The sequence below is a fragment of the Nostoc sp. genome, from assembly GCF_036917415.1.
Taxonomy (GTDB): domain Bacteria; phylum Cyanobacteriota; class Cyanobacteriia; order Cyanobacteriales; family Nostocaceae; genus Nostoc.
Genome location: NZ_JBALDJ010000125.1, coordinates 51,289 through 67,286, shown reverse-complemented (window position 1 = coordinate 67,286; position 15,998 = coordinate 51,289). Strand labels below are relative to the sequence as shown.

6 protein-coding genes are annotated in these 15,998 nt (G+C 37.9%); all 6 read right to left on the bottom strand.

Features of this window, described 5'->3' with window-relative positions:
- A partial coding sequence (locus V7K41_RS31015; protein ID WP_334854344.1) for a non-ribosomal peptide synthetase occupies positions 1 to 3,256 on the bottom strand: 3,256 nt, incomplete at its 3' end.
- Positions 3,253 to 6,009, bottom strand: coding sequence for a non-ribosomal peptide synthetase (locus tag V7K41_RS31010; protein WP_334854343.1), 2,757 nt, complete (start codon positions 6,007 to 6,009; stop codon positions 3,253 to 3,255). The genes V7K41_RS31010 and V7K41_RS31015, both read right to left, overlap by 4 nt.
- Before the next feature lie 194 nt (positions 6,010 to 6,203).
- Positions 6,204 to 7,454 carry a diaminobutyrate--2-oxoglutarate transaminase gene (ectB, locus tag V7K41_RS31005; protein ID WP_334854342.1) on the bottom strand — a complete coding sequence of 417 codons (1,251 nt, stop codon included), beginning with the start codon at positions 7,452 to 7,454 and terminating at the stop codon, positions 6,204 to 6,206.
- 63 nt (positions 7,455 to 7,517) lie between these two features.
- On the bottom strand, positions 7,518 to 8,399 hold the full coding sequence (locus V7K41_RS31000) for a cupin-like domain-containing protein (RefSeq protein WP_334854341.1): 882 nt from the start codon (positions 8,397 to 8,399) through the stop codon (positions 7,518 to 7,520).
- Between the two features lie 144 nt (positions 8,400 to 8,543).
- Positions 8,544 to 9,941: a condensation domain-containing protein gene (locus tag V7K41_RS30995; protein ID WP_334854340.1), complete on the bottom strand. Its 1,398-nt coding sequence runs from the start codon at positions 9,939 to 9,941 to the stop codon at positions 8,544 to 8,546.
- Positions 9,922 to 15,975 carry an SDR family oxidoreductase gene (locus V7K41_RS30990; RefSeq protein WP_334854339.1) on the bottom strand — a complete coding sequence of 2,018 codons (6,054 nt, stop codon included), beginning with the start codon at positions 15,973 to 15,975 and terminating at the stop codon, positions 9,922 to 9,924. Before V7K41_RS30990 ends, V7K41_RS30995 begins: the two co-directional genes overlap by 20 nt.
- Between the last annotated feature and the right edge of the window lie 23 nt (positions 15,976 to 15,998).

Sequence of the window (15,998 nt, the reverse complement as noted above, 5' to 3'; positions counted from 1 at the left end):
CCAAAGTAAAGAAATTATTATTAATACCTACTTTTTCAATTCCTAGTATTTCTGCCCAAATTCCTGCTAACAAATTCTCGATTGGTGTGCTTGGCGGAATATAATTGGATGATGATATCTGTGTTAATTGTGGTGCTGGCAGTACTTTGCGGTCAACTTTGCCATTTGGCGTTAGTGGTAGTGCTTCAAGTATCACAAAAGTTGCTGGCACCATGTAATTTGGCAACTTTGACTCCAAGAAGCTACGTAGTTCGGGAATTATCAGTGTTTTTTCTTTTTGCGGGACTATATAGGCGACTATTCGTTGAGAATCTTCTGAATCATCGCTGACTATAACTACAGTTTCTCGGACTGCTGGGTATTGGCTGATTACTGCCTCAATTTCTCCTAGTTCAATGCGGAAACCACGTACTTTTACTTGGTCGTCAATCCGACCAATGTATTCTATTTCTCCACTTGGTAAATAGCGTGCTAGGTCTCCTGTTTGATAAAGACGTGCTCCTTGGTCGCCAAAGGGATTAGGAATAAATTTTTCTGCTGTCAAGTCGGGGCGGTTTAAGTAACCTCTTGCCAGATGCTCACCGCCTACATATATTTCACCTCGTACACCTACAGAAACAGGTTGCTTACTGTTATCTAGTATATATATCTGCGTATTAGCAACTGGACAACCAATTAAAACAGATACTGATAGAGGTGTTTGTGGGGTAATCATGTAACAAGTAACATCCGCAGATACCTCTGATGAACCGTAAAGGTTTAACAAAATACTATCCGGCAAACTCTGCCGAAATTGTACTAGGAGATCGTTAGAGAGTGCTTCGCCACTGCTAATCCACAACTTTAACTTGGGTAGCTGCAATTGTAAAAGATTATATGTATTTAACAATATACGTAATAACGAAGGCACAAGTACTAATCGTGTTACATTGTTGTTTGCAAGACTAGTTACAAACTGTTGTGGGTCTTTGACAACTTGCTCTGGCACAATTACTGTGGTTATTCCCCTAAGTAAAGAACCAAAGATTTCCCAAACTGAATCTACAAAGTTTAAGGATGTTTTTTGACAACAAACTTCCTGTTGAGTAAAGGGATGAGTTTTCCACATCCAATGAAAACGATTAACTGCACCTTGATGAAGACCAAGCACTCCTTTCGGTTTGCCTGTGGAGCCAGAGGTATAAATTACATAAGCTAAGTTGTTAGCTGTAGAAGTATTTATGGGGTTAGTTTGGCTTTCTTGAGCAATCTGATCCCAATGTGTATCTAAGCAAACTATATGTGCTTTATGTGCTGGCAGTTGTTCAACTAAAGACTGCTGAGTTAGCAGAACTGGTAGTTGAGTATCAGACAAGATATAAGCCAAGCGTTCTTTGGGATAACCAGGGTCTAGTGGTACATAAGCAGCACCTGCTTTGAGGATGGCTAATAGTCCGATGACCATATCCAAAGAGCGCTCTACACAAATCCCCACCAATACTTCTGGTCTTATTCCCAGCGAATCCCTATGCGACAGCTTCGCTGAACGCAAATAATGTGCTAATTGATTTGCTCTGGAGTTTAATTCCTGATAGGTCAACTGCTCTTGTTCAAACACAACTGCTACAGCATCAGGTGTGTGTTCTACTTGCGCCTCGAATAACTGATGAATACAGTGTTGTTGAGGATATTCAACTGCTGTATTATTCCACTCCAGCAGCAATTGATATTTCTCTAATTGCGTCAACAGTGGCAACTCCGACAACCGCTGCTGTGGATTCGCAACAATTGCTTCAAGCAATGTTTGCAAATGACCCACCATCCTGTGGATAAAATTTTCCTTAAATAAATCAGTACTGTATTCTAAACTTCCAACTAACCCCGACTCCGTTTCTATGATATTTAAGTTTAAATCAAAGCTGGCAGTATCACTATTACTTTCTAAGGGGATCAAAGTCAAACCAGGCAACTCCAAGGCAGACATCGGTGCATTCTGAAGCACAAACATCACTTGAAATAGTGGTGTATGACTCAAGTATCGCTGTGGTTGCAGTTGTTCAACTAACAACTCAAACGGTAAATCTTGATGGGTGTATGCTCCCAATGCGACTTCCCGCACTCGTTTGAGTAGCTCCTCAAAGCTGGGATTACCTGCCAAGTTAGTTCTCAACACCAAAGTATTCACAAAAAATCCAATTAACCCTTCTATCTCGGCTCGATTCCGGTTAGCAATCGGTGAACCAACTACAATATCTTCTTGCCCTGTGTAACGCCATAGCAGTGTTTGGAAAGCTGCTAACAGGGTCATAAATAAAGTACTCCCCTGCTGCTGACTTAATTTATTCAGAGCTACAGAGAGTTCATCTGAGAAATTAAATGAGTAAGTTGCACCTCGGAATGTCTGAATTGCTGCTCTGGGATAATCAGTGGGTAACTCTAATACTTTGGGTGCATCTTTTAACTGCTTGAGCCAATAAGATAGTTGAGTTTCAAGTACTTCTGCTTGCAGCCATTGTCTTTGCCAAGCTGCGAAGTCTACGTACTGTATTGGCAGTTTCGGCAATGATGAGGCTTGTCTATTACAGAAGGCTGGATAAAGTATTGCTAATTCTTGCACCAGTACACCTGTTGACCAACCGTCAGAGACGATGTGGTGCATTGTCAATAATACAATATGTTCTTGCTTACTAAGACGTAATAGTTTTATCCGCAATAACAGGTCGCTTTTTAGGTCAAAAGGTTGTTGTGCTTCTTGAAAAGTCAGTTGTTTGACTTCGGCTTCTTGTTTATTTGCAGGTAACTCGCTAATATCGAATATTGATAAGTTTAGGGGCTTTTCTTCAGAGATGACAGCTACTGCTTGGCCCTCTATTATTTGGAAATTGGTTCGTAACGCTTCATGGCGATTGATAATTTCGTTGAAAGTTTGTTGTAATGCTTCTAGATTTAATTGTCCTTGTAGGCAAATAGCAGCAGGAAGATTGTAGAATGGGCTGTCTGGTTCTAATTGAGCTAAAAACCACAGTCGTTGTTGGGCAAATGATAGTGGTAAATTTCCCTGCCGTTTTACTGGGCGAATAGGCTGTTTATCAGCAACTAAAGCTACACTGTTATTGCGTATAAAAGTGAGGATATCTTCTTTGCGTTCAGCAAGTTCTTCCTTGATAACTGGTGTCAGCACATCTTTTGGAGCGCTACAACGTAAGGAATTATCTTCAATCCAGAGCTTGATATCCAGACTGCAAAGGTAAGACAAAAACTCTTCAATAGTTTTCATAATTCTATCTCCTCGCGGTTATTGTCTACTGCATTCGTAGAAATAAGCTGTAGCTGTTGGACTGTGAGCATCTTCTCGATACGTTCTACCAGTTGAGCTACTGTCGGTCCTTCAAACAAACTGCGTAAAGGTAACTCTACTTTAAAGGCTTCCCGTAACCTAGAAATAGCTTGGGTTGCGAGTAAGGAATGTCCACCCAAATTAAAGAAGTTATCATGAATACCTACATGCTCTTGCTTTAGTATCTGACTCCAGATGTCAGCAACTATTCCTTCTGCGGGAGTACGGGGTGCAACAAAGCCAAATTCAGATTCATTCTTGAAATTTGGTACAGGTAACGCGCGGCGATCTACTTTACCACTGGGGCTGAGAGGCAATGCTTCGAGCAGTACAATCGCAGAGGGTATCATATACCCTGGTAGCTTTTCTTTAAGAAAATCGCGTAACTGTTTGACTAGTTCGCTACTAGTTGGCTCATCCTGATGAAACTTAGCGATAGGAACAACATAAGCGACTAAGCGTTTATCATCAGGGTTCTCTTCTCTAACTACAACTACATTTTCACGTACATTTGGGTGCTGACCCAAAAATGTCTCAATTTCTCCAAGTTCAACCCGGAAGCCACGAATTTTTACCTGATGGTCAATACGTCCGAGAAATTCAATATTCCCATCAGCCAGCCATCTTCCTAAATCTCCAGTTTTATAAATTAAATCTCTGCGATTTGGTGGTAAGTTCTTCCTTGCTTCTGTAAACGGGTTCGTCACAAAGCTTAATTTGGTTTTTTCTTCATTCTTCCAGTAGCCATCGCCCACACCAATTCCCGATACGCAAATCTCTCCAGGAGCGCCAATGGGTAATAATTTCATCTCTTCATCCAGAATGTAGAGATTTAAGTTTGCTAATGGTTTACCAATTGGAACTGTGCGTTGGTTTTCATCAAAAGGCTTATCAACGATAAACTGAGTGATATCATCAGCAGCTTCAGTAGGACCGTAAGCATTAACAATTTTGATTTCTGGATAAATCTCAAGCCACTTATTTACCCAACTGACCGATACTGGTTCTCCAACAACCATCATCCATTTCAAATCTGGTAATTCTCTTTCGAGAATAGGTAGCTGTGAAGTATATTCAAGTAAGCCGCCAAATAATGCTGGTACTAATTCAACAACTGTAATTTTTGATGATTTCAGTACAAGAAATAATTGTTTAGGAATCGCAACAGTTTCAATATCTACTATTACCGTCTTCCCACCAATTAAAAGTGGTGCCAAAAACTGCCAGACAGAAATATCTGTGGAAGAAGGGGCGCTTTGGAGAAAACAAAATTCCTCTGTTAACTCCAACTCATCAAATTGGGCATAAATATGATTAACTGCACCATCATGTCTAACTATTGCTCCCTTGGGTAGTCCTGTAGAACCGGAAGTATAGAGCATGTAAGCCGGGTCAACCCCCTCGTTTACTTGCTCTAAATTATCTTTGCAAAGATTACTGAAATCAAGTTTATCGTATATTGTTAATTGTTGGTTTTGGAAAAGCTGTGTATTTTCTGGAACAATATCATCTAAACAAATAAAAGATTTTAATTGAGAAGAATTACCTATTAATTCTATTATGTTCTTTAATAAACAAAAATCAGTTAAGAAAAACCTTACTTCGCTATTAGATAACATATATTCAATTCTATTTGACGGATAATTACTATCAAGAGGTACATAAGCTCCGCCTGCCTTATATATAGCGATAATAGCAACAAGAAAATTTATATCGCGGTCTTTAAATATGCCAACAAATTCACCTTTGCTTACTCCTAGTTTACGCAACATGATAGCTAACTGGTTAGCTTTTTCATTGAGTTCTTGATAAGTTAACTTAGTTTCTTCATGAACAACAGCTATATTGTTAGGTGTTTTATTTACTTGCTTTTCAAACAATTCATTTATTGTTTCTGTAATTGGGTATTCTTTAATATTATTATTATATTGTTCCAATAGTTTATGTTTATCGTAGTCCTTTAGAAAAATGATATCTGATATTTTTATATCAATATTAATCACAATACTTTCAATAATATTTATGTAATAATGACTCATTAATTTAATATTTTCATCATTAAAAATGAGTTCACTATACTCTATAGAGCCACTAATAACGTCATTTTCTATAAGAAAACAAATGGTAATATCATTATTAAGTTTTGCTAATTCAGTTTTACTGTGGAGATTTTCTAATAATACGACTATATCAAAAATTTGACAGCGATTCTGACTTTGGGGTAAATTTAATAATTCAATTAGCTCATCAAGACAATAGTCCTGATGGCTGTAAGCTTCAATTGCAGCATCTTTTACTTGAATGAGAAAATTTTTAAATGTAATTTCATTACTTAGCTGAGTACGTAAGGGAATAACCTGATCATTTAAATAATTTAGATTTATACCATCTATTTTTTTATATACTGGTATTCCGAGGATAAGGTCATTATTTCTAGTGTACTTTTGCAGCAGTATCTTGAATGCTGATAAAAGCATTAAGTAGACCAAAAAGTAAGACCCTTTAGTTAACTTGATTATTGCTTGAGATAAGTAATTAGGCAACTCAAAATTATGGCTTTTATTTTTACCGCTATACTGCGAGGGTCTAACATAATCCTGTATAAGATTCGTTTCTGGTAGCTCTCCAGAGAGTTTGTTTAACCAGTATATTTTTTGAGAAAATAACTCTTGGGGTTCTAATGTTGTATTCATAATTTTTACCTAATTTAAGTTGGCTATTCTAGCAAAACTGGTACTAACAATATTAGTATTTAGGGTCTGTTAGGAAAAAAATAATTTATTATCCGTAGGTCAAATAATAACGAGGATTGTCATTTCAAGATAAGGTAAATCTAAAACTCGATTTATATATTTTTAAAATGCAAGCTTCTGAGTTTAAATCTACTTTACACACATTCATGAAAAGCTGCTTCCATAATTGAACAACCTTTTTTTAAGGTAGACATTTCAATTGTTAGAGGAGGCAATAATTTAATTACAGTATCATTTCTCCCTGCTCTTTCAACTATTAATCCCTGTTCAAAACAACGCATTGTGATGTTTTTAGCCAAACTGTTACCACCAAAATTTGTCAAATCTATACCCCAAATCATGCCTATTCCACGTATTGCTATGTTTTCACTGATTGGTGATATTTGTTGAGATAGAAAATTTTTCAAAAAAAGCTCTTTGACTTTAACATCCTGTTCCATATTACTACTTTCTCTATACTCTAGAGCAGCTGTAGCTCCTACAAATGCTAATTGATTACCTCTAAAAGTGCCATTATGCTCACCAGGTTCCCAAATATCCAATTCTGGCTTAATTAATAATACCGACATAGGGAACCCATATCCACTAATTGATTTAGAGAGTATGACTATATCGGGAACAATACCTGCTCTTTCAAAAGAAAAGAAAGAACCTGTTCTACCACAACCAACTTGAATATCATCGCAGATTAATAAAATATCATTCTCATCACATAACTTCCTTAGTCTTTGCATCCACTCAATTGGAGCAACAACAACTCCCCCCTCAGCTTGTATTGTTTCAAAGATTATCGCAGCTGGTTTTTCAATTCCAGAACTAACGTCATTTAAAACTGACTCTATATATTTTATTGTGTCAAAACTCTCCATGAATCCATAGGGATAAGGCATAAATGTTACATTGTTTAATGAGCCAATTGCTCCCGCTCGAATTCCAGTATTACCAGTAATTGATAAGCTCCCTAAAGTCATTCCATGATAAGCTCCCATAAAAGAGAATATACCTGGCCTTTTTTTGACTTTTCTAGCTAGTTTTAAAGCTGCTTCGACAGCATTTGTTCCAGTCGGTCCGCAGAACTGGATGCGATAATCTAGCTGTTTTGTACTTAGTACTACCTCATTAAACTTAGCTAAAAACTTCTCTTTAGCGCAAGTATACATATCTAAGCCATGAGCTATTCCATCGGCATCTAAATAAGACATAATTTTTTGTTTTATATAGTCATGATTATGTCCGTAATTTAAAGCGCCTGCTCCTGCAAAAAAATCTATGTATTCTTCACCTGATTCCGCATAAATTATGGAACCCTTAGCTCGATGGAATATGGCAGGAAAGTTACGGCAATAGCTTCTGACGTTTGATTCACACTTTTCAAATATATCCATGTCCTTTTCATCTTACTATATAATAGTAGTTATCTTGTAAAAAATATGACAACTTTGACATTATTAAGATACATAATTTAAATACGATTTATAAAATTTAAAAATTATCGGAGACGGTATTTTAAATACTAATCCCATAGCTAGTAAAATGTTATAGTATGAGTTTTGAATCGGCATACCTTTTATACTAGCGGCTAGAGCATTCAACGAGCTTTTCCGACTGTGCCAATCGATATTAAAAGAAATTGACATATCTAAGCTTTTAACATGATGTAACGTTCCAGGAGGCATATATAAAATATCTCCAGGATTTACAATAAATTTGATTGGTCTAGCATTTTTATATTCAGGATATTTATTTAAATCTGGATTTTCTGGATTCACAAGAAACCATCGCCAGCCCTTGCGATAACAATATTTGGCATCTTTAGGTAATAAGATTGTAAATTGTTTACGTCCAACAATTTGAAAAAAAATATTATTAGTGAGAAGACAATCAAAATGTAGTGGAGTAATACTATTAGAACAACCCAAAAAAAACTGACAGTAACGCCACCACTTGTACCAGTACCATTTTGGTAAATAATCTAAGGGAAATGGTTGAGCGTCTTCTATTAGTGAAGGAATTAAGCTAAATAAAGGTAGGTCGTGGCAATATGGTGGTAAGGGATTATTCAGGGAATCAGCTTCATAATCTTCTATTAATTCTATATATTTTCCCATTGTCAGGCTACATACTTGAATTCCCTTATCACTAAATTTTTTCGCGGAAATATTCAGAGAAGGTGATAATTCTTTAAAGTATTTTAAAGACCATTTACTAAAACTGTCCCACTTAGGGATAACTCCAGAAATTATGACGGGTTTTCCGAGTTCAACATAATCTTTTGTAAATTCATCATTTGAAAGTTTATATCTGCGCTCGATTTCATTTGAGACGATCATGGTCTAACCTTTTCTGCTTTGGTATCATTTTAATTTAGGTATCGATAAAACTTACCCCTGCAATTTTTGCAGTCAGTGTATGTAAAAAGGAACACAATAACATTTAGTTTTAAGGCATAAGTTCTACAAACCTTGTGTAGCTAACTAAATTTGAAAAACCTCCACACCTGATGCTTCTTTCTCTAAAATCGAAGTAATTAGTTGCTGTTTTGGTGTCAAAAATGGTAAGTTTTTTATTTGTAAATTAGGATTAATTATTAACTGTTGTAAGAGCATTTCAATATCTTTGAGTATTCCAGCAATAGTATCAATCTCAAATCTTTTAGAATCATAAGAAAAAGCTATTAATAACTCTTCATCTGGGTATACAACTAAATTCAGAGGATAGTTACTTCTGTAATACACTTTATTATGTTTAATTTCTAAATTCGTACCCCAGTTTTTTACAAATTGACTGATTGGAAAGTTTTCAAGCACCACATAACTTTCAAATAAAGTTAAGTTTCGTGGTACTTCACTCCATCCATGAATTTCTGTCAATGGAGTATATTCATAGTCACGTGTTTCAACCAGTTGAGTCTGTAAATGCTGTAGCCATGATAATAAAGGCTGTTCAATATCTATCTTCACATAGATTGGCAAAGTATTAACAAATACACCAGCTATTGACTCTACTCCATCCAAATCTACCGGGCGTCCAGTAACAGTACAGCCATATAGTATATCGTTGCATCTGCTATAGCGGCCGAGGAGAATAGCCCAGATCCCGTTAAGTATGGTTGCGAGGGTGAGACGATGTTGTATTGCGAAGGATTCTATTGCCTGTGTAGTTGTTGATGATAGTTTAATTATTTCCTCATCGTACCGTTCTTCCTGAGTAGGCGATTGGCCAATTTTTTCTATGTAAGTAAGAGGAGTAGGTGTTTTAACACCCTGTAATGCTTGTCGCCAAAAAATTTCGGTTCTAGATATGTCCTGTTGCTGCAACCAGTCAACGTAGTCTCTAAAAGGGCGAGTAGGCGCTAAGGGTATTTCTTTATTATTAGAAAGTGCCTCATAAATTTGCACAAACTCCTGAAGTATTAGTGAATCGCTCCAACCATCTACGATAATGAAGTGATTGCTCCAAATAAATTGGTAGTAGTCATCAGTAAGGCGAATTAAAGTTAGACGCATTAGACACGCTTGCGACAGGTCGAAATATAATTTGCGATCGCTGTCAATAAACGATTCTAATTGATTTTCTTGTTCAACTCGCTCCAGATTACGCCAGTCATACTGATTTAAAGGTAGTTTTACTTGTTTGTATACAACTTGTAGGGGATTTTCAATCTCTTCCCAATAAAACCCAGTACGTAAAATGGTGTGTCGATTCACTAAAATTTGCCAAGCCTTTTCAAACACATCTATGTTAAGATTAGGCGCACTATAGACTTGCTGAAAAAAATATAGCTGCGATTCATTTTCATATAAACTGTGGAAGAGAACGCCCTTTTGTAGAGGTGTAAGTTCGTATATATCTTCAATATTTTCTGCTTTCATTTGTGTTTTCCTGACTTTTTTGGGTAATTTTTGCTAAAAACTGATCCAATTTTTGTTTGCTCAAGTTAGCTTTTGGAAAGTCGGAAGGTGTATAAATTGCTGTTTCAATAGACTGACAGTGAATAATCAGGGAGCGTAGTGCTTTTATAAAACCATCAGCCAATTTTTCAATTGTTTCTCGGCGGTGAATAGCCTTACTGTACGTCCAATGCAATTGCAATTGTTCTTGAACCACAATTCCATTAAGCTCTAGTAAATAAATTCTGTTGGCAGGTTTACTGTAGTTGAGTCCTTTCGATTCTTGGGGTAGACAAAATAAAGACGTATTTGAAATTATCTGGTCATATTGACCTAAGTAATTAAAACTCACTTCCGTCTGAGGAAGAACTCGCAGTTTCGATTGTATCTCCTGCTCACTGCTCAAGTATTCTAGTAGACTGTAACCAATCCCACTATGGGGAATACCACGTAAATATTCTTTTATTGCTATTAATGAAGTTCCCGATTCATCAAGTTCTCTTGTATCCAAAATAACTGGAAAACAAGTTATAAACGAACCAATTGTACGAGAAAGATTTACATCTTTGAAGGTTTTTTCTCGACCATTACCTCTGATATCTACCCACAATGTTTGTTCTCCTGTCCATGTTGCAAAAGCTTGCACCAAAGCTGTGAGTAACACATCGTTGATTTGAGTATTATAGGCTTTGTGTATCTCTTCTAGTATAGTTTTTGTTTCTTGTTTATTTAGACAAACTGATACTATATCTGCATTATCTACTGTATTATCACCTGTTAAATAATCAACGGGTAAGCGGCTAAATGGTTTTTGTATTTCTTGGAGCCAATAGTCCTGCTCTCGCATCATTTCTGAAGATTTAGCATACCCCTGTAGACATTGTGTCCACTGCATATATGAGGTAGTATAATCTGGCAAATGTATCGCCTTGCTTTGACTAATTTGCTGATAAGCTGTTTGCAAATCTTCTAGTAAGATTTGCCAAGAGAGACTATCAACTGCTAGGTGATGAATGATAATTAGCAGGTAGCTAGTTTGTTGTGGCACTAAGTCAAAGAAGGCAAACCGTACAAGCGGGCCCTCAAATAAGTTCAAACTTGCCTCTAGTTCCGCAGCTACAGACTCAATAGCAAGTTTTCGCTCAATTTCTGGTATTGCCGACAAATCTACTCGTTTCAATTCAATATTATCATTAGAACTAGCATAAATTTGTTGCCAACCAGATTCTTTTTGGATAAAACGCAGGCGAAATACGTCATGATATTCAATTAAATGCTGTAAAGCCTGCTCTAACAAATCGTGGTTACATCCTTTCTGCATTTCCAGTAACAAAGACTGGTTGCAATTATGTGGATTGGGCTGATTTTGGGCAAAGAACCAATGTTGAATAGGTGTGAGATATAACTCTTTTGTTCCTAAATTATGTTCAGGTTGGATAGTTTGAGTAATGCCTAAATCTGTGACTAATTCTGCAATCGTCTGGTGTTCAAAAAACTGCTTAGGTGTTAACTTTAAGCCTGTTTTGTTAGCTTTGGCAGCAATTTGAATAGCATTTATGGAATTTCCTCCCAATTCAAAAAAGTTGTCATCGATACCTATGCATTCGATACCTAGAATTTCCTGCCAAATATTAGCAACTGTTTCTTCCACTTCATTTCTAGGTGCAATATATTCTATGCCCAGGTTTGGTCTTTGGTGTTTTGAAAATAAATTTTCGTTATTTGATAATTCTTTAGTTCGCAAAGATTCAAGCTTTATCCATTCCTCAACTCTAGCTTGTAAATCTCCAGTGGAGACAACAATTTGAGGAAATCCACACATCGATAATAGACGTTCAAATGCATCTATACTAGCAGTCTTCGATCTCATACCATATTTATACAAGGTGTCTAGAACACTTGTATTTTGCTGTTCCTCTTCAGTTACCCAATCATCCCAGTTAAAACTACTCCAAGGGAAAGAGTTAGTTTTGTTGTAGTTATGAACAAAAGCATCCATAAAAATGTTTGCTGCGGAATAGGAGATAAATCCTAGACCTCCCAACACAGATGCTAACGACGATGTTAATTGACAAAAATCTAGCTCTTGCCCTTGCAGGACTTTTTCTAAGACAAATAGTCCATAAACTTTGGGGTGAAATTGCGATTGTGCTTCCGGTTTGGAAGTTTCCATAATAGTGCAATGTACATCTTCGGCATTTCCTGCGGCATGGATGACACCATTAATTCCACCAAATTTTTGAGTGGCGATCGCAATTGCATTGTGCATTTGTTGTTCATTTGCGACATCGGCACTGATGACCAAAACCTCAGCACCCAAAGCCAATAGGGCTTGCACTTTGCGAATCTTGCGGCTAATACTATCCTGCTGATCGTGAGTTGCTAGCCATTCTTGCCACTGGTCTTTTTCGGGAAGACCCTTTCTTCCAAGCAGAATCAATTTCGCCTGCACAGTCTGAGCTAAATATTCTGCCAATACTAAACCAACACCACCTAGTCCACCAGTGATTAGGTAAACTCCCTCTTTCCTCAACCTCTTTCTACCAACAATACTTTCATCTAAGCGGATAGGCTCATATGTTTGAATCCAGCGATGATGACTACGGTAGGCAACAACATTTTCAGTTGGCTGTGCTACAATTTCTGCAAGCAAATAATCTATTAATTTAGCCGTTTTATGTGATGGCTTAGTTTCATATTCTGGAAGCACCACATCAAAACAACAACAGGTAATGTTTGGATATTCCTGGGGAATTACCTTGCATGGTCCTAATATAGTTGCCTTCTCAGGGCATAAATTCTCGCTGCCAGTTACATCATATACATTATTGGTGACAACCACTAGCTTGATTGGCTCAATTATATTCTGCTCTGCCAAGGCTTGTGTTAGAAACAGCAGACTGTAAAAACCAAGATTTTGACAATCTTCAAAAAACTGATGTTGTGTCTGTTGCTCTAGCTCTTGATTGGGTAAAGTATCGTTAGGAGTAACGCTCCATAAATGGGCGATCGCTTGTGGAATTCGATTTTGCTCTTGTAGTGCTTGCAGCAAGGCATCATAGTCATCTCTTTGTTGGGGATTAATTGCATATGTACAGTCACTGAGTTTCGCAAAATCATCTGCGACCTTGACGGTAATTACATCCTGACTTTGTTGTTTGAGTCTTTCTGCAATTCCGACTCCGACTCCATAGGTATCGACAAAAACTAACCAACATGACTTTTGTTCTACCAGTTTTTCCTTTTGGAAAAGCTCAAGCGGTGTAGATTGTTTCCAGCGAGGAATGTAGAACCAGTCAGCAATATCTGGCTTCTCGTCTAGGTCTAAGGTTTTTTGCCAAATCGTTGCCAGAGGTACATTTCGATTTACCTCAAGCCAGTAACGCTGGCGCTCAAAAGGATAAGTAGGTAAGGGTACGCGATGACGCTTCTCATCTAGATAAAAACCAGACCAATCAATTTGAACCCCTACTACCCAAAGTTTACCCAAGGTGTTAAGTAAAAATGCGACATCTGATTGTTGCTCTTGAGGATGCCGTATAGAGGTTAGTGCTATCAGTTCATCTGTTTGATGTTGTTTAGCCAAATTACTTAAAGTTTGTCCTGGGCTAACCTCCAACAGTATTCGTTCTGGCTGTTTGAGTAACTCTTTTACCCCTTCGCTAAAACGCACTGGTTGCCTTAAATGCCTAACCCAATAGTTAGGATCTGTTGCTTCGTCTGCGGTTATCCAAGTTCCGCTGACATTAGACACAAATGGAATTTTTGGGGGATTGAGTTTTACTTTTTGTAACGATCGGGTGAAAGTCTCAATGATGGGTTCCATCATTTGAGAATGAAAGGCGTGGTTCGTATGCAAGCGCCTACAGTTTACACCTATTTGTTGTAGCTGCTGTTGGAATTGGTCTATCGCTTCTGTCGAACCAGACACCACGCAGGAAGAAGGTGCATTACTCGCAGCTAGAGAAATTTGCTTTTCTAGCAGTTGTTGTACTTCTTGTTCTGAAAGCTGAACCGAGAGCATAGCACCACCAGGTAACTGCTGCATGAGTTTTCCTCGATTCGCCACTATTCCCAAGGCATCTTCCAAAGAGAAAACTCCAGCTACAGTGGCAGCTACATACTCTCCTACACCGTGACCAATCATAGTCTCAGGACGCACGCCCCACGCCATCCATAACTTGGCTAGAGCGTATTCAATCACAAACAGCGCTGGTTGAGTAATTGCTGTTTGCTGCAACTTTTGTGCTGCTGTTAACGCTTTTTCTTCATTGGGATAGAGGACTGTACGCAAGTCTACTTCCAAGTGAGGTTTGAGCAGTTCGCAGCAGTAATCAACTTGCTCTCTAAATACGGTTTCGCTCTCGTATAATTCTCGAGCCATATTTACATACTGCGTGCCTTGTCCAGAAAACATAAACACTACAGAGCGATTACAAGGCTCTTGATAATAGGTGAAAGCTCTTTGAGGGTCTTGCAGTGCTTTTATTGCATCTTGTTGGTTTTGGCAAACTACCATTCGGCGATGGTTCAAAGTCCATCGACCCACTTGCAAAGTATGAGCAACATCAGCGAGGTTTAAATCTGGATTTTTTTGTAGGTAATTAGCCAGATTTTCTGTAGCAGTTTCCAGTGCTGTACTTGTCTTAGTTGAAAGTAATAATAACTGCCAAGTACGAGAAGGACTAGAAGGTTTAATTATCGGAGCTTCTTCCAGAATCACATGGGCATTTGTCCCGCCAAAACCAAAAGCACTAACTCCAGCACGACGAGGAGTACCGTTGGTTTTCCACTCAGACAATGTGTTGTTGACGTAAAAAGGACTGTTAGCAAAATCTATCTGGGGTGATGGTTCTTCAAAGTTTAAGCTAGGTGGTATCTGTTTATGCTTGAGGGCTAAAACGGTTTTGATTATACTTGCAATTCCAGCAGCTTCGTCCAAATGTCCAATGTTGGTTTTCAAAGAACCGATCGCACAAAAGCCCTTTTTCTGAGTTTTGGTCTGAAAAGCTTGTGTCAAGGCTGCAATTTCAACCGGGTCGCCTAGAGCAGTTCCAGTTCCATGAGCTTCTATATAGGTAATTGTTTCGGGTTCAACCTCAGCCATAATCTGAGCCGCTCTAATCACTGTTGCCTGACCATGAATACTGGGTGCAGTGTAGCTAACTTTGTCTGATCCATCATTATTAATAGCGGAACCTTTTATAACTGTATGTATGCAGTCTCCATCTGCGATCGCTTCTTCTAAAAGTTTTAAAACTACAATACCCAGACCCCTTCCTCTCGGACATCCCTTCGCCTTTGCATCAAAAGCACGGCAATGTCCATCAGGAGATGAAGTTCCTCCTTCCTGATATACATAACCAACTGCTTCTGATATTGAGACTCCTCCAACCAAGGCAACATCACACTCGCCACTTAGCAAACTTTGACAGGCTAAATGTAAAGCAACTAATGAACTTGAGCAGGTGGTTTGAACTGCATAACTTGGTCCCTGCAAGTTTAACTTGTAAGAAGCAAGTGTAATGGAAGCTGGAGAGATTCCTTTCTCTATTTGGTATTGACCAACAGAGTTTACAATATCTGGATTTGAATAAATATTAGGTAGATAACCGCCAAAACCAAAACCAGTGAAAACTCCAATCGGCTTATTGTAAGCTTCAGAACTATAGCCAGCATCTTCAAGTGCTGTCCATGCATATTCCAAAAACAAACGGAGTCCGGGGTCCATAGTTTCAGCTTCTCTAGGATTTATACCGAAGAATGAAGCATCAAACAAATCTATATCTTCAACTACACCCTCTGCCTTGACATAATAAGGGTTTGTCAGGTCAGCAGGATCTACACCTAAATCTTTTAGTTCTCGATCGGTGAAAAATTGTATTGACTCTACTCCGTCTCGAAGATTTTGCCAAAATTGCTCTATATTTTGAGCTTTTGGGAAATAGCCATTCATCCCAATAACAGCTATTTCTAAGCCCGTTTTATTACTTAAATTATCTCCTGAACTATCCATTTTTTTCATCCTTTTAAGATAAT

Bases quoted from the DNA above. Each gene is read 5' to 3' on its own strand.
- V7K41_RS31010 (WP_334854343.1), bottom strand. From the start codon at position 6,009: ATGAATACAACATTAGAACCCCAAGAGTTATTTTCTCAAAAAATATAC.
- ectB (WP_334854342.1), bottom strand. From the start codon at position 7,454: ATGGATATATTTGAAAAGTGTGAATCAAACGTCAGAAGCTATTGCCGT.
- V7K41_RS31000 (WP_334854341.1), bottom strand. From the start codon at position 8,399: ATGATCGTCTCAAATGAAATCGAGCGCAGATATAAACTTTCAAATGAT.
- V7K41_RS30995 (WP_334854340.1), bottom strand. From the start codon at position 9,941: ATGAAAGCAGAAAATATTGAAGATATATACGAACTTACACCTCTACAA.
- V7K41_RS30990 (WP_334854339.1), bottom strand. From the start codon at position 15,975: ATGGATAGTTCAGGAGATAATTTAAGTAATAAAACGGGCTTAGAAATA.